This window comes from Chitinophaga ginsengisoli (genome assembly GCF_003014595.1).
GTDB classification, from domain to species: domain Bacteria; phylum Bacteroidota; class Bacteroidia; order Chitinophagales; family Chitinophagaceae; genus Chitinophaga; species Chitinophaga ginsengisoli.
The window spans coordinates 73,021-96,580 of record NZ_PYGK01000006.1 but is presented as its reverse complement, the minus strand read 5'-3'; the positions used below and the strand labels follow the sequence as shown (position 1 = coordinate 96,580).

The 23,560-nt window shown below is 47.5% G+C and carries 10 protein-coding genes; 3 read left to right on the top strand and 7 right to left on the bottom strand.

Going from position 1 to position 23,560, the window contains the following annotated elements:
• Position 1: 1 nt before the first annotated feature.
• From CLV42_RS16165 to CLV42_RS16145, 5 genes are read right to left on the bottom strand one after another with little or no spacing between them, the layout of a single operon-like run.
• Positions 2-8,908, bottom strand: coding sequence for an Ig-like domain-containing protein (locus tag CLV42_RS16165; RefSeq protein WP_106602961.1), 8,907 nt, complete (start codon positions 8,906-8,908; stop codon positions 2-4).
• A 24-nt stretch (positions 8,909-8,932) separates the two neighbouring features.
• Positions 8,933-10,234 carry a DUF4302 domain-containing protein gene (locus CLV42_RS16160; protein WP_106602960.1) on the bottom strand — a complete coding sequence of 434 codons (1,302 nt, stop codon included), beginning with the start codon at positions 10,232-10,234 and terminating at the stop codon, positions 8,933-8,935.
• Positions 10,235-10,259: 25 nt separating this feature from the next.
• A complete protein-coding gene (locus CLV42_RS16155; protein ID WP_106602959.1) occupies positions 10,260-11,171 on the bottom strand; it encodes a zinc-binding metallopeptidase in 912 nt (303 codons plus the stop codon).
• Positions 11,172-11,202: 31 nt separating this feature from the next.
• Complete coding sequence (locus tag CLV42_RS16150) at positions 11,203-12,654, bottom strand: RagB/SusD family nutrient uptake outer membrane protein (RefSeq protein ID WP_106602958.1); 1,452 nt, start codon at positions 12,652-12,654, stop codon at positions 11,203-11,205.
• Positions 12,655-12,665: 11 nt separating this feature from the next.
• Positions 12,666-16,076, bottom strand: a complete 3,411-nt coding sequence (locus tag CLV42_RS16145) for a SusC/RagA family TonB-linked outer membrane protein (RefSeq protein WP_106602957.1) — start codon at positions 16,074-16,076, stop codon at positions 12,666-12,668.
• Between the two features lie 381 nt (positions 16,077-16,457).
• Here CLV42_RS16145 and CLV42_RS16140 point away from each other — a divergent pair, with 381 nt between their 5' ends.
• The 3 genes from CLV42_RS16140 to CLV42_RS16130 are packed head-to-tail and all read left to right on the top strand — an operon-like array spanning position 16,458 to position 20,085.
• A complete protein-coding gene (locus CLV42_RS16140; protein ID WP_106602956.1) occupies positions 16,458-18,518 on the top strand; it encodes a tetratricopeptide repeat-containing sensor histidine kinase in 2,061 nt (686 codons plus the stop codon).
• Entirely contained in the window at positions 18,493-19,128 is a 636-nt protein-coding gene (locus tag CLV42_RS16135) for a response regulator (RefSeq protein WP_106602955.1), read from the top strand. The genes CLV42_RS16140 and CLV42_RS16135 overlap by 26 nt, the downstream gene beginning before the upstream one ends.
• 57 nt (positions 19,129-19,185) lie before the next feature.
• On the top strand, positions 19,186-20,085 hold the full coding sequence (locus CLV42_RS16130) for a hypothetical protein (protein WP_106602954.1): 900 nt from the start codon (positions 19,186-19,188) through the stop codon (positions 20,083-20,085).
• Between the two features lie 118 nt (positions 20,086-20,203).
• Here CLV42_RS16130 and CLV42_RS16125 read toward each other — a convergent pair whose 3' ends face one another.
• A complete protein-coding gene (locus CLV42_RS16125; protein ID WP_106602953.1) occupies positions 20,204-20,704 on the bottom strand; it encodes a hypothetical protein in 501 nt (166 codons plus the stop codon).
• Between the two features lie 505 nt (positions 20,705-21,209).
• On the bottom strand, positions 21,210-23,549 hold the full coding sequence (locus tag CLV42_RS16120; RefSeq protein WP_106602952.1) for a glycoside hydrolase family 78 protein: 2,340 nt from the start codon (positions 23,547-23,549) through the stop codon (positions 21,210-21,212).
• Positions 23,550-23,560: the final 11 nt, after the last annotated feature.

Genomic DNA, 23,560 nt, shown 5'->3' with positions numbered 1-23,560 from the left:
CTTATCTGATCAGGTTGACAATACCTTTCTTATCTACCGTAGTGCCATCTATCAACACCAGTCTGCACACATACATGTATACACCTGATGGCTGCTGTTTGCCTTTGTGTGTTCCATCCCATCCTCTGTCCTGGCTATCGGAATCGAACAGTTTCTCCCCCCACTGGTTGAAGATCATCAGGTGGATATCTTTGATAATACTACCATACACCTTCAATACATCATTCACTGCATCACCATTCGGAGTAAAGGCGTTCGGAATGTAGATACCATCAAGTAATGTCGTACCACTTACTGGTTCAGCCGCTACCGGCTTACAGCCCAGTGCCCTCACATACAGCTTCACTTCCTGCATCGGCTGTAAACCGGAGATAGTGTGAGAAAGTCCCTGGCTACCTGTTGATGGCGCAGTCCAGTTCAACCCGTCTGTTGATACCTCATAACCCGTTGCATTTGGTACAGCATCCCATGTAAAGCGAAGTACATTGACACCGGTTGAATCCAGCTTTACTACAGGAGCAGTCAGCGCGGGCAACACTACCACTTCTGCCGGTGTACGTTCAGGAGAAGCACAACCGTCCTTGATTGTTTCCAGGTAGAATTGTGCGTTGGCAGTTACATTGGTCAGGTTTAGTGTGCTGCTGCCTGCAACCAGCTTACCGCCAGTGGCCGCATCATACCAGTTGTAATCAACTCCCGCAGCAGGGCTTTGCACTTCGAAAGTGACATTGCTGCCCATACACACGGTGAAGGAATCTGTTACCAGTATACCGACCGCAGGCCCCTTCACCACCAGGTCTTTTGTAGTATCTGCGATACATCCGTCTTCACCGATCACTGTCAGTAACACAGGATAAGTACCGCCGGCAGAGAACAGGTAAACAGGATTCTTCACACTGTCAACCGCACTGTTACCAAAGTCCCATTTCCATTTACCGATAGCAGCACCATTGGCAGTTACGGCGCTGCCTGTAAAGTGTACGGAGTCGCTTACACAACCATTGAATACAGCGGTGTAGTCTACCTTCGGCGCAGCAATTACTGTTACAGGCAGGAAGGTTTCTACTTTATTGTCACATCCTTCGAAAGATGGATCCTGCATCACTACGGGCACATAATAAGTACCCGCTTTGGAGAAGGAGTAATCCTGGTCTATGACGAAACGATAATATTTCTTGTTGTTGGCCACAAAGGAATCCACCGGCGTCGGATTGTCCTGTATCACGTCAGCAGCTGGAGTGATGTTGCTTACCTTGCTGATATTCCACTGTAAGGAAGCCGGACGTTGTGTGGAAATGAACGTGAACCGGAATGGTGTATTCTCACAGGTGTATTCACTTACCGCATTGGTACCACCATGTACATTCGAGATCGATGTTCTGGTATTCAGGTTCCTTACCAGTGTACCTGCATTGTAGCCATAACTTTCATCTTCGCCCAAACCATAAGTGATCGCGGTAAAGGCAGAATCACTGACTACATAACTCTGATCTCTTGTAGCATCCCAGCGCTTTACCACGACTGTATAACCAGGTAATGATGGGTGATCATAAGTGTAATCAAATAATGTACTGTTGTCGATCTTCAGGCTGGATAAACCACCTGTAGGGATGATCAGTGTCAGGTAGTTCGTTACAATACCCTCCTCAGTATTACGGTAGAAGCCCAGTTTCTTAATACCCTGTTCCAGCGGACTGAGATAGATCATTTCAGGATCTCCGTAGCCACCGGTATTAGTACATCTATCCCAGGAAGCCATGTATTGTGCAACCATGATAGGCTGATCAGCTTCTATATAAGCAGGTGCATCCGTCACAAACTGGTAGAAACGGCCATTGTTCAATCCTGCCAGTAATGATCCATCTACTTTCACTTTTGTTGCCGGATCTTTCACCATGATCCTGTATACATTCCCCATCAGTACCTTTGGATCTTCGTCAGTAGATGTAGGTGCTGTCAGGTAACGTTTGCCCCACGCCTGTGAAGGGAAACACTGCTGGATAAAGTTATCCCCGTTACCGCCACTGCCGCTTGGGTCACAACTTACACTGGTACGGCTGTTACCAGAGAATACCGCTATTGGGTAACATTTACCCTGTGCATTCTGTACAGACCTAAACCTTGTACCCGTCACATCATATCCTTTTGCATCGTTGATCCTTGCACCAAGCACCTGGTACACTTCTCCTTTGTTCAGTGTTACGGTGAATGGCACATTCGCCGCATGCCCGCTTACTGTCGGAACAGACGGTGTGATTTCTACAACAGTATTCGGCTGATCTGCTACAACATATGCCCATGAATAGTCCTCGCTGCCATACACCTGGCTATAACCAAGGGAGTAGTATTCATATCCATACGTACCCACCGGCAGCAACATGGTAGCACCAGATGACTGATGACCATAAATATGTGCATATGCCACAATCGGTTTATCACTCTCAATACTGATACCTCTGTCAGAAATTCCTTCAGTCATTAAACGAGCATCCTCCAGGCCATTCTTCGGTATCAGGTCTGTGGACAATGTAGTGTTCGCAGTTACATGATAACGTTTGATCCAGCTGGTGCCATTCACTTTCACAGTAACATCCGCAGCCTCTTCTGCGCTCAGGTACAGTACCATATCCTGATCGTTGCTGCCGCTGAAGAATTCATGATGACCATAACCTACCCAGAAGCGGGTGCCCCTGTTGGAACTATCTGCTGGCGGGATCACTACCGGCACTACTGCCCTCGCGCTATCCACCAGGCCAGTGAATTTATCCAGGAAGCTGAGTTTAGGCTCAGTGATATAATTATCGAACTCATTTACTTTACTGCTATCTCCTACCAGCCATTTGTCATTCGCATCTGTTCTTCCTAATCCTAACTGGTACTGTGCTTTCACAAAACCCTGCCATGGGTCCATGTAGAAAGTTTTTACAGAGAAATCATACGCGCCTGTACCTGTGGTTTCCACATCATTGTAGAAGTACATCTGTTCTGCAGATGCAGGTGCATTCGGAGGCAGTACGCCTGTATACCTTCTTATATTCACGGAAGCAGGAACAGGAGCGCCGGCTGCCCAGGTAATGCTCATCACACTGTCAGATCCCATCATAAAGTGCTGGGTAGTACCCGCAGCAGGAGCAGCAGGAACAGCAGTCAGCAGGGCAGGTACGGAAGTAGGCTCAAACTCATATGCACCCAGATCAGGCACGCCAGCCTGTAAACTAACAGGTCTTGCCTTGCCGTTGATGTCATGATCATTGCCCGGTATTTGTACACCGCGGCCATGTATTGCCCATACATCAGAGCTGCTGACTACAGGAGTGCCGTCAGTCAGGGTCAGTTCCGGTTTATAATAGATAGAGTGCAGGTCTTGCCCTGTACGTGCGCTCCAAGCCGGCAGCGTTGCCTCTTTATAGAGGGATGTAGATGCCAGTACGGCACCAGTGCTGTACAATACGTTGTAGTCGGTATTCTCTTCTTTTTCATTGCTGATATCAAGTGCAATACCTGCCGCGCCATGATAGAAGATGTTATTCCTTACTACCACATTGCTCGCGCCATCTTCATTGAGTTTGGCAGCGCTGTTGGTTTTAGCTGACAGGTCCGCAGAACCATTGTAGATAGTGTTATTATAATAAGTGGCATTTTCGTCAGACGCTACCCAGAGCCCATAAGCCAGTTTCGCCGTTGTCTGCACACTTACCACGTTGTTCAGGATGCTGGTGTAATTATTATGCTCTGTGTACAAACCATACAGGCTGGCTTTATTATTTGTCAAGCCTATGATCTTATTGCCCTCTATCTGAAGTGGTGCTGCAGCTAAGGTATTGCTCCATCTTGCCTGTATACCATATATCTTATCGCCTGCTACAGTGTTCTGAATATTGATCGTATTATAGTTGATATGCCATGCCGTATCCGATTCAAACTGACAGATACCATATCCACTGCTGCTCATATCACCATCCAGGTTAATGGTGTTCCTGGTAATGTTCACACGGCTGGTGTATTGTGAATAAACACCCCATTTGAAGCTATTGCTGATGATATTGCTGTCTATCACATGGTCTTGCGACAGGTTCTGGTCGTTCACACCAAAGAGATAAATACCCGCAGAACCGTTCTCGATGGTATTGCCTTTGATCACGATGTGTTTACCAAGGAAGCTTTCGCCGATGATAGCTGCAACATCTGTGCTGCTGTTGATCACATCAGGTGCAATGATCTTACAATTCAGAATACTGTCGTAAGAAGCAGTACCAGACAGTAACACCACTTTACCGTAGTTATTATCACCTGCCTTCATGGTAATGCTCCTGAAGGTCACGTACATAGCGCTGTCGAGAGATAATACATAGTTATCACCGGAAGTCGAAACATTCGTAAGTATCACACTGGCAGCATCACCATTATCACTGCGGAAGGTGATCCTGCTATCAGGACCTGCGCCTGCTACTGTGTGCATTCTTACCTGCTCATTGTAAGTACCTGCCGCTACTTTGAACACAACAGGACCTGTAATACCGCATTCAAGGGCTTCCACTGCCTTATTGAAAGACTGGAAGTTGGTTACGCCAGCTGGTAAAGCCGGGTTAATGGTATATTCACCCGCAGGGAAGGCTGCGTTCATATTTACCTGTACCGGTGCAGAGTATACAGTATCTGTACCACATACCAGTATGCAACGGAAGTAGTTTTCAAATGTAATTGGCGTAGCAAATGAAGAAAGGTACTGCCACTCTCCGATACTGGTCCATGGGCCGGTAGCAGATTTCGCCTGCTGCCAGTGGTAAGTTTGCGTACCGCCCTTGGTATTGCCGGACAGGTCCAGTTTTACTGTATCTCCCAGGCAGATACCACTTGTTGGATTGGCCACGGCAGTTCCCGGCGTTGGTGGTGCTACACATACAGGGATGTTGATCTCATAAGCTCCCAGGTCAGGCGTTGTCATACTCCTGTTCACGCCCAGGATATCTTTTGCTACACCTACCGGTGCGCCTGCATTATCAAACGGAGAAATAATTGGTGTAAAGTTTCCATTTGCTACGTCTGCATACACCGGCGCTACGCCAATAGAAGCTACTCCGAAAGGAGAAGCCTGCCATCCCGCGATGTCGGTGAATACAGCCTGATCAACTTTCGCTACATAAGCAGCGGTGGTTGCTTTCAGATAGATATTGTTATGGCTGATGCTCAGGATCTGCTGACCGGCATTCGCCAGGTTCAGACCAATCCTGTCATTCCTGCCACTCTCGCTTCTGAGACTCACGATGTTATTCGTAAAGGCAAGGCTATCTGCATTACCATACAGTGCAAAACCAGTAACACCTGCTTCAGGAGAACTTTCTATTTCAATAGTGTTGTGATAGTAGTTGGTCTTGTCGGTGAAAGAAGAATAGATACCTGTCACCTCATTACCACTTCCGCCAGTAGCATGGATCACGTTGTTCCTGATGTTGTTCCATGCACCCTGCTGCGTCTGTTCGATGTCCATACCACGGAAACCGCCATAAGCGGAAGGATTGCCGCCATAAGGATTTACCAGCCTGTTGCCTTCTATTAGCAGGCCGCTATGCCCCTCAGACAGAATACCGTAATAATCAGACATACTGGCATTACGGGTAGGACGGCTGATGGTGTTGCCGGCAATCATAGTGTTAGCAGTGTTACCCAAACTGATACCGTACTGCGTAAAGTCAGCGATCTTATTATTCAGGATGCGGTTATTCCTCACAGGATAGTCAGATCCACCATACAGTGTCACCGCTGCATATCCTCCTATGATGTTATTATTTTCTATCAGGTTCGCATCGCAATAGGAAGCGCTGTACCTGTCTGATTCATCATTACCATTGATCACTACAGCAGCTCTTCCGGAGTATTCTGTCGTGCTCACAAGAATGTTACACCTGCGGATCACGTTACTGTCTGCATCATACAACAGTTGAACACCGTATCCGTAATCACCGGTTCCATTCGCGTCGATGATCAGACTATCAATAATCACATGGTCAGCATGACGCAGTTTGATCACCGCTCTTTCTATGGATACAGCGGAACTGTAAGCGATCGTATTACCATTTCCATTGAAGGTAACAGTGTTCACAGCAGAAGCTCCTTTAATGGTATCGAGGATAAGTTGTTCATTATAAGGACCAGATCCTGCCACCACGTTGAATACCACCGGACCAGTTATACCACAGGACAGCGCATCCGCGGCAGCAGTAAAGCTGGTAAAGTTAGTTGTAGAAGCAGGCGCACCTTTATTGATGGTGTAAGTATTGGGCGCCATCGCCGGGTTGACTGCCAGGTACACCGGGGCAGTATAAGCAGTATTACCGCTACATGTTACTGCCAGTCGGTACCACAGTGAAGTGGTCGCTGTAATTACCGTATCAGGACCATCCAGAACGCTACCGATAGCAGTGAAGGGACCTGCCTGAGCAATGGATGTCTGCCACTGATAAGTCTGCCCCACACCTACTGAGTTACCACTGGCACCCAGTATCACAGATGTATTCACACACACAACAGGTTTGGATAATGTAGCAGTACCAGGAGTTGGCGGCGCCGTACATACCGGCGGTGTAAACTCAAATGCACCTATGTCCGGCGTCGTATGACTACGCACCGCACCGGTAATATCATAATCCACATTCTCATAACTGCCCTTATTATCTACTACGTTATTCTGTGGCGTATAATTACCTGCGGCAACATTCACAAACAATGGCGGAGCAAACACAGACGCCTGATCACGGTTGCTGAGTGCCTGCCACTGTGCTAAAGAAGCTGCATCCTGTCCTTCATATCCTACGAATGCATTTGTTGCAGCAGCTTCTATGTAATAGTTGTTCCTATTTGCTTCAAGACCAGCACCGGCGCCATCAGAATAAACGGCATACTTCTTTGAAGTACCGGTCCTGGAAATGTAGACAAGGTTATTTTTGAAGATCAGCCCACCGGCCCCATTATCCGTAGTGAACCCCTTGGTATCGTACGTACCCGGAGCTGTCGTACCATCAAGGATAATAGTGTTGTGGTAAAACCAGATGTTATTGGAATAGTAACAATTGATACCCACCACATTTCCCGTAGTGTTCAGATTATAAATAAGATTGTTGGTGATCTTATTCTCCAGGGTTGTCAGCGCCACCACCATGTTCACATTAATACCAGTTGCCGGGTCTGTCTTACCTGGCACACCACCATAAGGATTGCTGATACGGTTCGAATTAATGGTCGCCTTCGTATTCAGACTGCTTAATTCAATACCGACAAACGACCAGGCAGTAGTACGTGTAGGACAACTTAATTCATTACCGTCCACCGTTGCAGTGAAAGTACCCTGAAGTTTTACACCTGTATTCTGAAAATCATAGATTTTGTTAGAAAACACTTTATTGTTCATAACAGCCTGTGTGCTGCTACCCATCATCAGGATACCGTAAATACCACCTGTGATAGTGTTACCGCTAAAGATATTATTATCACAACGGGCATCCTCCTCATTGATCGAGGGGCCGCCTGTCACAGCAATACCCGCATAGTTAAAGTCAGTTGACTGCGTATCGGTAGTGATAGTACAGCCATTGATAACGTTATTATCTGCATCATTTGTCAGATGTACGGCAATACCGTAGTGGTCCCAGCCTGTACCATCCGCTTTTATCTGCAGGTTATTCACAGTAACGAAGTCAGCACCATTCAGTTCGAGCACATATTGTTTTTTCGCATCACCGGACAGATAATGCAACAGCGCACCATTACCATTGAATGTAATAGTATTGGTAGCAGAAGCACCCGCTACAGGCGGTATCATCACCTGCTCATCATAAGGGGTGGTGTTATTTACTATATTGAATATTACCGCGCCGTTGATACCACATTTGATAAAGTCGATCGCTTCTTTAAAGGTGTTGAAGTTGTTGCCACCAGTAGCCACCGCGTTATTAATGAAGAAAGTACCGCTCACCGGTGAAGGCGTCACCGCCTGCACACTGGCTGAAGTGGAAGAACCACCGCTGCTGCAACTTACTACGCAACGATACCAGGTAGTGGCCGCCTGTGAGGCTGTATAGGTTGGCAGACCAGCGCCGGGGATGTTCGTCCAGGTAGTATTGTCAGGAGAGGATTGCCATTGAAAAGTTAAACCGGAAGCCAACGTTGTGCCTGTCAGTGACAGAGCCACTTTTCCTGTTGCACATATATCGGCAGTATTGGCGCTGGGCGTGCCGGCTACGGGCACACCTGTACATACCGGAGCTGGTGTCCAGGAAAACATAATATCCGGACGATTAGTCAGCTCCCCGGTATTGGTGGTTTGGGTAGTACCACATTCATTACCGGTGTTGGCACGGTAAGTATGGGAAGCTTTGAACGGCAGCATTTCTGTATAGGCTACTTCCGGATTCTCATTACTGGTAGAACCACCGGGATCACCATTACAAACTTCCACAATGATATTATCTACACCATTCCATGTGATGGCCGAAGGGAAGGCAAATTTGTTATACCCTGCCACCGGCTGATAATGTACGGGACCATAAACCTGTGTATTCACGGTCTCCCAGCGGGTCTCATCCAGATTATTCAGCGACGTAAAACCTATCTTTATTACATAGCCCTCTACCTTACCCACACCACGCAGGTTCAGTATATTAAAGGCCAACGCGCTGATATCGCCCGCCCCCATGCCCGCCGCATGCAGCTCAGACGACAGATAGAGATATTGCGCGCGCGCCCCCTGCTTATAATCCTGCAAAGGACAGGGATACCAGCTGATCTCGTTTCCCACTGTACTTGACCCGATCTTGATATCAGTGGTCTGGGCCTGCGTAGGCGTTATGCCCATCAGCAAAATAACCATGAGACATAAGCCCCTGTAAAAAGAATAAGTAAAATGCCGTTTCATGTGAATAACTTTCTTTTTGGATTGTTAAAACCAGGATATCCAGGATTTGCCGTCTTTCGCGCTTACCATGTCATAACCCTCACTTGTTTTCACCAGGTAATACCCGTTTGAATCAGTGAGCTTGATGATCGTATTAGTAACCGCCGTCTCTCCCTCGGGAAGCTCTCCCAGGATGCCCAGGTAAGGGAATACAATACGTCCGTCTGCTTTATAGGTAGGAGCTTTGAAGGCGGGGCCATATTCTATGTATTGTTCACCATCAACACGGGTTACAAAACCTAAAAGGTCATATACGATATTGTCGCTTGTGCCAAACTGAGGATAAAAGACCGTAAAGGAATAATTAGGGAGTTTGCTGATACCATATGCGTCATCTACTCCATCTACATGGAAACCCTGCAGCGTTACCCAGTAACCGCCGGCATCTACCTGCTGCTGCCACCATGCTTTAGGAGCATCCTGATCTACCACCAGCGGTTTTGCAGTTTCTTTGATTGTACCGGTATTGCTATTCACCGTAAAGCTAAGCGTAGTAGTAGCGGCACTCCAGCTGATGTTATCGAAAGAGGTCAGCGTTACTGCCCCGATATTCACAGCAGGAGAAAAGCCTACGCCGGAAGGAGTATAATAGAACCCAGTCGTCACTACGTGGCTCTGACCGCTTTCATCTATCCAGCTGAAAGTGGCACTCCTTGTCAGGATATTGAAAGCCACGTCATAATTGCTGCTGCCTGTAGTAAAGCGTTTAAAATATGTGAGGTAAGTATCTATCTTGTCAATCAGGCGGTTGGCCTTTTCTGCGCCATAAGCAGCTTCCTCGGCTTCTGTTGCTTTGATCAGTACTGCTTTACTGTTGTGATATCTTCCCTTCAGCAGAATGGTATCGCCATTCGTGCCCTCAATGGAAAACTCAAAATCGGAAGACAATCCTTCGCCATACACCCCGCCATTTACGGCCGCATCAGGATCGCTCAGCAGGTGGATGTAAGAATAGGTATCAAATAAAAGACAAGGCTGCTGCAACGCCTTTAAACGGTAGCTGCCCTCCATGCTCGTCACAGATGATGCAGAGTCGAAATCAGCATACATCTTCACCCGGTTGGCAGCATCGAACTGGAAAAAGAAGGAAAACACACCGTTCTCCAACCCCTTGGGATAAACAAGTCCTTTCCAGCCATGCGGCGCAGCCACCAGTATATCCCCGTATTTTTTCAGGGTATCGTTCAGACGGGTATCAGGCGGAGCGCTGAATACACTTTCGTCCGACTTCTGGCAGGCCGCCAGTATGGAAAAGGTGAAACAGATCAGCAATAAGCGTTTATACATAATTTCTTTGTCTTGTTGTTTTCAATTAATAGATCAGCGCTTCCACCGCCTTCCGTTTTTTCGCCTGCAGGCTGTAGAAGTCAATGTTCCAGGCAGCCTTGAAGTAAGCCACAACTGTTGCTTCCTTTTCCCGCAATGCGGCCTGCGCCTGCGCCTGAGTCACGCCGGTAGTAGAAGTACCTGCAGGAATGCTTTCCACGATCCTGTTAAAACCATCACGGCCTTCAATCATCATCAGGGAGATCATCTCCACGAAATCATCATCAAAGCCAGACATGGCATAAGCAGAGATATACCCATTGGCATGCGCCTCTTCGTCACTGATATTATTCCAGTTGGCCGTATAATGCCCTGCAGAGATGCTTTTGAATGTAGGAGGATAAAGGATCGTCTGATGAAGAATATGCCCGAATTCGTGCTCTATGACGTGAAAGATCTGCTTTAACACAGCTGAGTCGGAAGGCTTATAGTCCGGCATACCCTTAATGCGGAAAGAGTTGATGGAATAAATCACCACTTTACGGCCACCTTCTGCTGTTCCCAGGGTAATAGTACCGTTATCCACATTCCAGCTGGCACTGCCACACAGTATCAGAAATTTCGGACTGTGGCGTTTGAAGAACAAGGCCCCTGCCTCTGTCACATAGGTGTCGATCCATACTTTCTTGATAGCCTCCAGCGCAGGCTTCACCATAGATTCCTTTGGCGGTACCAGTGTCTTGTTCAGGTCAAATTCAAACTGATCCCACTTATATTTTGCTTCAATGTTATAAGGCACCACCAGGGTATCGTACAACCACTTATCCAGCGCTGTCTTTTGCCAGGTATCGCCTCCAAGACCGGGAATGTCCTGCAGACCGCTGAGATCGTCATCCTTTGAGCAGGCGGCAAACAACACCACACTGAGAAGGACTATTACTGTTTTTATTTTTTTCATGCTATTAGCGGATAGATCTTGAGAATGTTTTTTAGCGGGGGTTCATCGGAAGACCGGAAGTCTTTGCGGTAACCGGTAGCTGGAATACCCGGCGTGGGTCATCAGCGCCCAGCACCAGTGTTTCTCCGTCACGGGTAACATGTGTGACAGGTACTTTGTAACGCATCAGGTCAAACCAGCGCAGTCCTTCCTGCACGAATTCTGCTCTTTTGAAATCAAACAACACACTCAGCAAAGCCTCACGGTCGTCAGTAACACCATAATAGGTCTTGCTTTTAGCCAGCGTGATATTATGAGCGGAAGGATTGTAATTCGTGATACGTGTGCTGGCATACAGATTCAGGTCTGCCAGGGCAGCAGCGGTATTTCCCAGATTGGCATTGGCCTCTACCCTGTTGAACAGTACTTCTTCCGCAGTGAATAAAGGCACCATTGTGTAAATGAATCCGATGTTTGCATTCACAGATTGCTTCACAAAATATTCACTCACTTTAGGCACGAAATAATCATTGGTGCTGTACGTATAAACAGGGAAACACCAGCCGCCGCCTGTTACATTCCCCCTGCCCAGGATCTCATAGTACATGGGATAGTTCATACCAAAACGGTATTGGCCCACGTAACGGCCATAGCTGGAAGCCGTTTCCACCAGCAACAGGTTAGCTTTCTCGCTGGAGTTGGTGTAGATATTGAACAGCTCCAGCGGCGACATATATACATAAGATGTATTCCATGGACGCAGGTAAGCACCTGTCTGACTGGTAGGGAACGCCATATCCGCATACATCACCACTTTACTGTAGTCACGTTTGTAGAGGTAGAACCTTGCAGCAAATGCATAAGCCGCTTTCTGCGTAAAATGATAGGAAGGCACTTTGTACTTGTCATCGCGGATCAGTGGTAAACCTGCCAGCAGGTCTTTCTCTATTTGCTCATATACATATGCTACCGTTTTCCTGTCATACTGCCTGAACACCACTTCTTCCGGCTGTGTTACATATGGTATGCCCATATCTATGTTAGCCGTAGCAGCATCAAAAGTTTTGGAGAATAAACTCACCAGCATGAAGTGGGAATACGCACGTGCAACGAGGGCCTCTCCTTTCTGACGACTATAAGCCGCAGTGTCCTTCGCATTCTCACAGGCTATAAGTGCGTTGTTAGCAGCAGCGATAGCCTTATAAGCAGCCTGCCAGTAATATTCAGGAGAATCTTCGTTGGTATTCTGTACGTCATTGAAATAAAACGGGTCCCTGTTGGTACGTTGGTCAACACCTGTACCTTTATCCGACACATTGTCTGACATCGCTTCACAGAAGGTCATATAGTTGGCCTGTGGATAAGCTGTTCCCAGCAACTGGCTCACTTTCTCCGGTGTATCAAGTTGCGTCCAGGTACTGTCAGGCGCCTGATCAAGGTATTTCTCACAACCCGCAAAAGCAGGGAGGATAGTGAAGAGGATATATAGCGCTTTTCTTTGCATACTGTCTGTTTTTAAATGCCCACTTTAACGGATAATGTAAACTGCTTCTGAATGGGCTGCGCAACACCACCCGCATTGAAGAATTCAGGATCCTGTCCCTTCAGCTTCTTGTCTGAATAGATCAACCACATGTTATTCGCCGCACCGGTTACCACCAGGCTGTTAAAGCCCGTTCTCTTAATAAGGCTGCCGGGCAACTGATAAGTAAGAGATACTGTCTTCAGGCGCACAAAGTCTCCTTTAGCCACCCGCGCTGTCGAGAAGTTGTAGTTGCTATAAGGATAAGCGCCTCCCAGTAAGGTCTTCTCATAAGCATCCAGGATCGACGGCACATTAGTTTCCATCTCATCTTTCGGCATCACCCAACGATCGTAAAACTCATTCGGCATAGCATCAAGGTCGGAGTAAGATGTTTTGAAGGCAGGATAGAGACGGATCTTATTACCGCACTGATAGGTCATGAATACATTCAGTGATAATGCTTTGTAGTGGAAGGTATTGTTGAAACCACCTGTTACCGGAGGATCAACAGGGCCCTGATATACCAGGTTGCCGGTAGCATCGTCCTGCAGGTCTATATTAGAACTTACATGGCCATCAGGCGTTACGAAAGCAGGTACACCGGTATGCGGGTCCAGGCCTTTATAATCGAGGGAGAAGAGGCTACGCACAGGATATCCTTCTTTGTTACCACCTTCGGCAGCTACCAGGTCAAAAATTATCGGAGAGTTCTTTGCATTGGTGATCTTATTGGTATTATAACCAAAGGTCAGATTGGTTCTCCAGCCCCACATTTTCCTGCGGACCACTTCACCCCCCAGCATCACTTCTATACCTTTGGAATCCATATCCGCATAGTTGGCGGCTTTATACAGTTCTCCACCGATACCTGCAGTTTTGATAATACTGATAAGATCAAAACTCTTACGACTGTACAGATCAAGTGTAAGGTTCAGGCGTCTGTCAAAGAAACCTGCTTCCACCCCGACGTTAGAAGTATATAATTTCTCCCAGGTCAGTTCTGTATTCTTCAGGTGTGCCAGCTGTATCACGGATTCCACTTCATTGAGATGCGCACGGCGGCTGTTCACCGTCTGGTATACAATATTGGAGTTCGTAGCAGGCCCCATGCTTGCCGTCAGGCCATAACTGGCACGCAATGACAGGTAATCTATATTGTTCACATTCTGCATAAAGCTCTCCCTGTCAAGGTTCCAACGGCCTGCAAAACTCCAGGTAGGCAGCCAGCGCGCACTAGAGGAGGCGCCTAAACGATTGGAACCATCATAGCGTGCATTACCGGTAATGCTGTATTTATCTCCGTAGGAATAATCTGCAGTAGCATAGAAGGCCGCAAAACGATCATAGTCGCGGGCCATGCCATAGTAAGGAAAATTGCTTTCTATAGTCTGTTTTACAATCCGGTAGTCGATATAAGGTACGCCTCCGTTATTGTACTGATAACCATAACCGGTATTGGATGCATTCTGCCTGTCAGCATACTTCACCTGCTGACCAACCAGTACATTCACATTGTGATTACCACCAAAAGTAGTTCTATAGCTCAGGTTATTGCGGAAGTCGTAGTTCAACAGCTGGTCTTCCGTACGATTATAGAAGCCGCCGGCTGGCAGCACTATCACTGGCGGTGCATCCGGATTTTCAGGGTCCCTGTACAGGAACTTGTTGTTCTGGGCAATGGTAGCATTGTCTGCTGCCCGATATGCATTAGCCATATTCGCGTCTTCTGTGATCTGGTGCTCGCGGGATGATTTCACATAACGCAATGCGCCTACAAACTCCCATTTCAGTTTGTCTGTGATCTTCCAGCCTATATCCCCCTGTAAACGGAGGTCCATTACATTCAGCGTGAGGTAGTTATTACGCAGCTCATCGATGATATTAAAGTCAGTATAATTACGTCTGAAATATTCCAGCTCACCATTATCATTATAGGCCCTCAGCGTGCGGCTGGTATTGAGTGCATAGCTGAAAGGATTGATGTCAAAGTCACGGTCATACTGCCCCTCCACAGGATTACTGTTGCGGCTCAGGGAACCGGGTGCACGCTGCTGACGCACGGAGCCCAGTGTAGAGAAACCAGCAGTCAGCCTGTCGGTGAATTTATAGTTGTTACGGAAGTTCAGCGTATAACGGTGCACCTTATCACCCAGTGTCCAGCCATTGTCGCCATAATAGCTGGTAGAGAAATAAGACTGTGAGCGATCAGTACCGGAAGATATACTAAGGGAGTGCTCCTGTACAAAGTTGTTACGGAACAGGATATCAAACCAGTCGGTATTAGCCTTTCCATACTTCAGCAGGAAGGCCTTACGCGCTTCAGGTGTATTCTCCAGTCCATAGTTCCCGTTCTCATCAGCCTGCAGCATTTCATACATCTTACCATACACGCCTACGTCGCCACGGGAAAGGATGTCGGAGGTAAGAATACCCTTACGCTCAAGCTCCGCCAGAACAGACATCTGTCTGGCGGAGTTCATAATATTAAAGCTTCCATAGGTAGGTTTCAATTGAGTACTGAAATTGCCGCTGTAGGCAACAGCCGTTTTACCGGCACGGCCTTTTTTCGTAGTGATCACCACTACACCATTCATGGCACGGGCGCCATACAGTGCAGTAGCAGCAGCATCTTTCAGGATATCAAAGCTCTCAATGTCGTTGGAGTTCAGGCCAGCCACCGCAGATCCTAACAGGGTGGTCGGGTCTCCACTTGAGAGCTGATCATTGGAGATATTAGCCACATCTTCCAGTACCACGCCATCTACCACCCACAACGGCTTGTTATCACCATTGATGGAAGAAGCACCACGGATACGGATCTTAGGTGCCGTACCAAATGTACCGGACACGTTCTGAATAGATACACCTGCCACACGACCTTCCAGCATACGGCTGATGTCTGCCACACCACTGATCTTCACATCTTCCGCCTTCAGGGATACCGCCGAACCGGCAAACTTCTTCTTGTCCACATTCTGGTAACCGGTCACCACTACTTCAGATAATGAGCCTTCTGTGCCGCTCAATACTATATTGAGTAATGATTGTCCCCTGAACAATATTAGTTTCGATTGTTTACCGATATAGGAAAAACGAAGACTGTCGCCGGAACGAGCCGCCAGCACAAAATCTCCCTCCAGGGTTGTTACAGTCCCTTTACGTGTGGACAGGTTGACTACTGATACATTAGGCAAGGCTACTTTCTCTTCTGCGCCGGTCACACGTCCCTTTGCCACACTCACAGGAATTGAATCCCGTACTGCACGGCTGTTTGCCGTATGGGTATTACCGGCAGCATGCGCACCGGCGGATAGTAATAACAATATTGTTACCGTAATAATTCCCTGCCGGCGTCTTTTTAACGGCGCCGTCAAGCGATTACCATGCATAGGTAATGTCATATGTATAGCTGATTTACTGAATAGATCCTGGTTGTAACTCCTGCTTTCTGGTTGTTCCTTGTATTACGATAGATTGACGTTCTCCATCTGTTCCCCTCCACATGTTTCCCACTATGTTCCTTTTTTCAAAACCTAAAATTATTCAGTTGCCAACGTTCTCTTACCCGGGTAAACCGCTGTTGTAGAAAATAGCGGTAAACCACTATTTAATTATTATCTTACCCATCGGAATCAACCAGGAATTATATTCGTAACGTCTGTTTTTTATAGGAAACAACCTTTGTCGCAACCAGAATCTAATCACAGCCCTGTAATAACTGTCAATTTTACAGGCATGCTTTGCCAGTGATGCCACAAAGAGGAAAGAAATGACTTCTAATCATGGGAAACCTTAGTAACAATAGCCACGGAACTATCCGTCGGGCCCTGCTTTTCTTACTGGTGCTCCTTTCAGGTAACTGTCTATCCCTTACCGCGCAGACGGTAGAAGATCGTTTACCACGAACTGTCACACAACCGCGTACCAGTAAAAAGAACGTGGACAGCCTACTGAAACTCGCAGGCTCCAAAAGAGATACTGCTGCCGGTACCGCCATGCGTCTGTATTATACAGGCATGGAAGACGCCCGTATGCTACGCTACAACAACGGAGTAGCCCGCGCATTGTCCGGACTGGCACTCTGTTACAATAACAACAACGAAAAAGATAAAGCCCTCTCCTGCGAACGCATGGCCCTGCATTATTGTGAGAACAACGAACAGGGGATCGCTGTACGGGTCGACCTCTACATCCTCCTGTCGCAGACGTTCTATTACAGGGGCAAATACGACTCCTCAGCCTTCTACCGTTATGCAGCGCTCGACGTACTGGAGGCCAACCAGGTAAAAGACAGGAGAATGCAGACCCGTGTATACTGCAGCCTGCTGGACTTCTGGCTGAACATCAACGAGAACATCTCTAACGATATGCACATCCAGCAGGTAATGGGGCATATCAACACGCTGATAGACAGCGCCAGAATTAAAAAGGATACCGCTGCCCTGATGATGTTATACTTCTATAAAGCAGGGTATTTTAATAACATCGTTCAGAATGACTCCGCCCGCTATTACTGCAGTTCTTCCATCCAGATGGGCAAGGCAACAAGGATTTCTCCCAGTATGGAAGCCGGCCTGCTGATCAACACTGCGCTCACTTACCTGGACGACAAAAATCCCGCTCCTGCCATCCATTACCTGGAAAAGGCAAAAGCACTCTTTCCCCAGCTCGATCCCGTCACCAACCGTCATCAGATCTTTGCTGACATCCTTCTGGGCCAGGCGTACCTGATGCAGCAACAATACAACAAGGCCATCACCATCACTACACCTGCCATGCAAAGTGCGCATAAACGCAATATGGTGCACCTTCTGACCGCTCGTGGCAACCAGGTAATGGCAGACGCCTATGAGGCCCTGGGACAGTACAAAAAGGCCGCAGAATACAGGAAGACATACAGCGTCATCAGAGACAGCATGATGAAGGTCGAAAAGCTGGAACTGGTGTACAACCTGGAAATGAGATACCGCATCGCCGACAAGAATAAGGAACTGGCTGAAAAACAGCTGGCTATCACCCGCAATGAGAGCCGGATCAAAACCAAGAACTTCCTCATCATCGGCGTATCTGCCGGCCTATTGCTTATATTACTGGTCAGTATCCTCATCTACCGTAATAATCTTAACAAACAGAAACTGCAGGCTGAAAAGATCCGTAATCTCCGCCAGGAATTACAGATCAGCAATCTCCAGGCCATGATAGCAGGTGAAGAGAAAGAACGTAGCCGCATTGCCCGCGATCTGCACGACGGCATGGGCGGCACCCTCGGCGCCATCCGTACCCGTCTCAGCTCCATCTTCCGCCGGCACACTACCGCCGACGTCACAGACGACTTCCGGGAAGTGCTCCATCTGCTGGAAGAAGCTTCAACAGAACTGCGCAAAACAGCCCACAACCTCATGCCGGAAATACTCCTGCAGGAAGGCCTCGCCAAGGCCACTGCACTCTTCTGTGAGCGTGTACGCAAAGGCCATACCCTGGAAATCACCTTCCAGGTTATCGGCAACGCCTCCAACCTCTCCTCCGGCGCCGAACTCACCGTGTACCGCATCATCCAGGAACTGGTGCATAACATCCTCAAACATGCCAATGCCAGGCATGCCATCGTCCAGATTGCATATTATGAGACGCAGCTAGCCGTCACTGTGGAAGATGATGGCAACGGCATGCTGACCACATCACAATCTGATGGTATAGGATTGAAAACTATCCGGGAACGCGTAAATTCGTTGAACGGGGAATTGCATATAGATAGTGTACCTGGGCAGGGAACCAGCGTACACATAGAAATTACGCTCAAACAAAATACTGCCAGTTATGCCTATAAAATTAGCGATTGCTGACGATCATCCTATTGTAGCTAAAGGCATCTGTAACATCTTACGTGATGCTGCCAATATAGAAGTCTCCGATGTCTATGCCAATGGTACTTCGCTCCTCAAAGGCATCAAAGAAAGACAACCCGATGTACTGCTGCTTGACATGCACCTGCCCGATATGAGCGGTCCGGAGCTGGCTGCCAGTATCCTGAAAAACTATCCACAGGTACACATCCTCGTACTCAGTAGCTCCGATGTTATCTTCCAGGTAAAGAAAATGCTGAAACTGGGATGCATGGGATACCTGCTGAAAGACTCCGACGAGACCACCATTCTCCAGGCGATAGAAACCGTGTATAAAGGCGGTCAGTTCCTTTCTCCTGCCCTCAACCAGCTGCTCATAGAAGATATGTTCCGAAACAAGAAGTCAGAAAAGAAAACGACTACTTTAACCCGCAGGGAAAAAGAAGTACTACAGCTGATCATTGACGAACATACCAACCAGGAAATTGCTGACAAACTTTTCCTCAGCCTTCACACAGTAGAAAATCACCGAATCAGCCTTCTGCATAAACTGGAAGTCAAGAATACCGCCGGATTGGTAAAGATAGCATTACAGACGGGGCTGGTGTAGATAGATTATGTGCTCATTATTTCGTAGTATCGTATAATGAGTAAAGGGATATTTCGCATGAGCACCCTGCTGCTGATCATGCTTTCTATAGCCATCACAGCACCGGCGCAGAAAAAGAAACATAAGAAAAAAGAGAAGAAGAAATCCGAACAGACCGCATCCTCACAGGGGTCTGTCAAACCCATTGTGCTCGGCATTGTACAATCACCTGCCATTGCCGAAGCATCAGGCATTGCAGCCAGCAAATCACTACCCGGCCATTACTGGACGCACAATGACAGTGGCAATAAACCAGAAGTATTCCTCCTGGATAATAAAGGCCAGCTGGTAAGCACTATACATCTTGAGGCGGTATTCAACCGCGACTGGGAAGATATTGCAGAAGGCGTAGGTCCGGTTCCTCACAAACAATATGTATATGTCGGCGATATTGGCAACAATGTCCAGATAGATCTGCGTACGCGCATCTTACGTTTCCCTGCTCCTACAGAGGTGCCTGGAAAAAAAATGAACATCAACCCTGATGTATTACATGTTGCCTTTGCTGATGGTCCGCGGGATGCGGAGACGCTGATGGTGGATCCTATTGGGCGCTGGCTTTATATCGTGAGCAAACGAGAGAAAGCTGTCGGTATATACAAAGCAAGCCTGGATTTTAAAGACGGTGACAGAGCGGTGTTTCATAAAGTAGGAACGCTGCCGTATACGTGGATTACAGCGGGGGATATTTCCCAGGATGGGAGGCATATTGTTATTAAGGATCTGAACAAGATTTATTACTGGCATCGGAATGCAGAAGAGAGTGTTGAAGCGGCAATGTCAAGGGAGGCTGTTATTCTGCCTTATGTACCGGAGAAGCAGGGAGAAGGGGTGACTATTAGTGTGGATAATTCCGGGTATATCACTATTAGTGAAGGGAAAAGTCCGGCGGTAAATTTTTATCCGTATAAGTTTTAAGTTGATCTTCTTTCGTTGTATAGGAATAAGCCGATAGCAATTCCTGCGTTGGCCTTCTTGCTCACGGCGCAGGATGGGATCGCTGGCTGAGTTCTTTGAAGTTTCGTGCTATTGAGCTTCAGGAAGGCGGTTCGGCAGTTGGATTTTTATTAAACCCCTGGTAGGTCGTATCAGCAACTTCAAACAACTTAGGCCAGCGATTCCCACCTGCCCGCTCGCTGCGTATGCCTCCCGATAATAATTGGACGTCCATATCACACTCTCTGAAGTCTCCACTAACTGAGGCATGAGGCACATAAATAGCTTCAAGCATGGTAATAACATCTTCCACACTAAAACCTTCTTTCAGCAAGGACATTGCCTTTCCGGTAATCTCCCGATACTGTTTATAAACACGCCCATCAACAGGCATTTGCTGATAGATGCCTGAAGCAATACGTGCCCCTTGCTTTAAGCGGCCGGCCCATTCCATTGTTCTGGCAAATGCAGGATCTTTCTTAACACGTTTTCCTGTAAGCGAACTCTTAGTGCGGGCAATATATTCTCCATTCATACGATATATTGTCACATTATCTCTTGTACCAATAAAAGGCGGCACTGGCCCAACAATCTTCGCCATAAAGATCAGTTTAAAAGGTTTACACGAATATACGCTGCGTCATAGATACGTCGTGTTAACGGCATGGCAAAGGCATGTTTAAAGCGTACTTCTGGGCCGTATATGCCAATTATGCCGCTTTTGCCGCTTTTGCCACCCCCTGATACCCCCTTAGACAGAAGAAACAGTTGCATGGAATAATGGACAAAGGAATAACCAAGCAAAGGCAGTACCCCATGAAAAGTTGGCCGTCCTACCATTAGTAGGGAGACCGTACGCAGCGAGTGGGCAGGTGGGAATCACTGGCCTAAGTTGTTTGAAGTTGCCGACGCGCCCCACCAGGGGTTTAATAAAAATCCAACCGCCCAACCGCCTTCCTGAAGCCCCATAGCACGAAACTTCAAAGAACTCAGCCAGTGATCCCACCTGCACCGTGAGCAAGAAGGTCGGCGCAATAATCACGATAACAAAAAACAATCACGATAATAAAAAAGGCCCGGCAACAATCGCCAGGCCTTCCAAAAAACTAAATCTTCAAATCAAACACATACTTCCCTCCTCCCACAACAACCTCATCCAACGCCTGCCCTACAATAACAACCCGCTTCACCTTAGGCGAAACCAGCACACCAGCTGGCAATCTCACTGTCGCCGTCGTACCAACAGGCACTTCAAAGCTAAACCGTACACCGCCCCCGTTCCGCCGCCACTCCGATTTAATCACCCCATACCTGCTCTCATAATCAGCCTTCACAAAATTCAGCCCCTTCGCAAACACCGGCTGCAGGAAGAAATGCTTAAACCCAGGCGCCTCCTCATCCGGCCTTATCCCCGCCAGCGTTTTATAAAACCACGCACAATAATCCCCAAAGAAGATATGATTATGCGACAATTCCCCTGGCCAGTCTTCAAACAAAGTAGTAGCGCCATGCGCAATCCAATGACCCCATCCCGCATAACCTGTATCTGTCAACATGCGGAAAGCAACATCCCCATAACCACGCTCGCTCAACACCGGCAACACGTACTTCGTCCCCATTACCCCAAAATCCGCATGATAATTACTCCGCTGCACCTTAGCCACCAGTTGCCCCACAGCAGTAGTCGCAACCTCAGGAGAAGCAAGATCATGGAATACGGCAGCACTCAACGCCGTCATCGTACTATCTTTATAATGACCAGTAGCAGGATCAAAGAACGTACGATTAAACGCAGCGCGGATACTATCCGCAAGTTTGGTATAAGTTGCCTCATCCGCCTTATTACCTAAAATGCGCGCCATTTTAGCTGTCAGGACGGCATCGGTATAAAAGTAAGCCGTAGAAGTAAAGGTTCTCGGCGTCTGCACAAGCGACATCCAATCATCCAACCCATACTTAAACAAATACCCCTCCGCTTCTTTCGCCACAACATCTGTATATTTTTTAATCGCAGGATAATGTTTTTGCACTAAAGCAGTATCCCCATGATACAGGTACATATACCAGGTCACAAAACTCAGCGCACTTCCCCAGGCAGGCCCGAAGGTATGCTCTTCATCACCAGGTATGTCGTATCCCCAGCCATTGGAAGGAATAATACCAGGCATAGCGCCATCGGCTGTCTGCGCATCACTCACATCATCCAGCCATTTACGGTAACCTGCTGCTGACTTGTAATTCCAAAGCCCTACTTCTGTAGAGACATGCGCATCCGCTGTCCAGCCATTCTTTTCACGCTGCGGACAATCAGTAGGAATGCTCAGGAAGTTACTGCGATAAGACTGTCTCGCAGCAGCGTACAGTTTATTCACCATAGTATCTGAACTGGTGAAGTGTCCCGCTTCTTTGAAGTCTGTACTGTAAAATAAGCCTTCCAGGGAATGAATATCCAGGGGAAGCGTATTGTCAGTCTCTACCTGTACATACTGGAAACCATGATATACAAACCGGGGAGTAAAAGTTTCATTACCGCTGCCTTTCAGATAATATACATCTGTCTGGAAACGCAATTCACCAGGCATACTGCGCATATGCTCCGTGTTGTGTTTCATATCCAGCTCCCCATCTTTGACTACCTCTCCGTAATACATCGTCACTTTTGTACCTGCCTTCCCCTTCACACGTAAAGTAGCCACACCGGCAAAGTTCTGTCCCATATCAAAAAGATATCGGCCATTACCCAGGTTCTTTACAGACACAGGTTTGATACGACGAATAACCTTGATAGATGGCATCACCTGCTCATACAGCGTACCTCCGGGAGAAGATGTTTTCAATGCATGTGCCCAACTGGCATCATTGAAGCCGGGCTGATTCCATCCGGGCACTTCCTGGCGGGCATCATATATTTCACCGGTATACAGACAGTTAAACTGACTGGGACCAGTGGCACACTTCCAGCTATCATCAGTAGCAATAGTTTCACTGCTGCCATCCGTGTATTTGATAACAAGGTCTAATAACAGGCGGGGCGTCTTTCTCCATGGAGCATTCTGAAAGCCCCATACAGCGTGCGACTGAATATTATACCAGCCATTACCCAACTCCGCAGCAATACTCTGTGTAATAGTATTTTGTTTAGACAACAGTGCAGTAACATCATACACTTTGTACAAAAGACGTTTATCATAGCGTGTATATGCCTGTTCAAGGACAGCATCCGTAACAGGTTTGCCGTTTACATACACAATATGGTACCCAACGCCAACAACATAGGCAGTAGCGCTGATTACTTTCTTCTGCAGTTTAAATGTCTTTCTGAAATAAGGTGCTTTTGTAGCAGTCGTATCTTCCGTATTGGTGATCCAGCTGCCTTTCCAGTCAGCACGCTGGCCATAAGTAATACAGGCAAAAAATAAAAGAATAGCGGATAAAATGAACTTCAATGTATTGATAT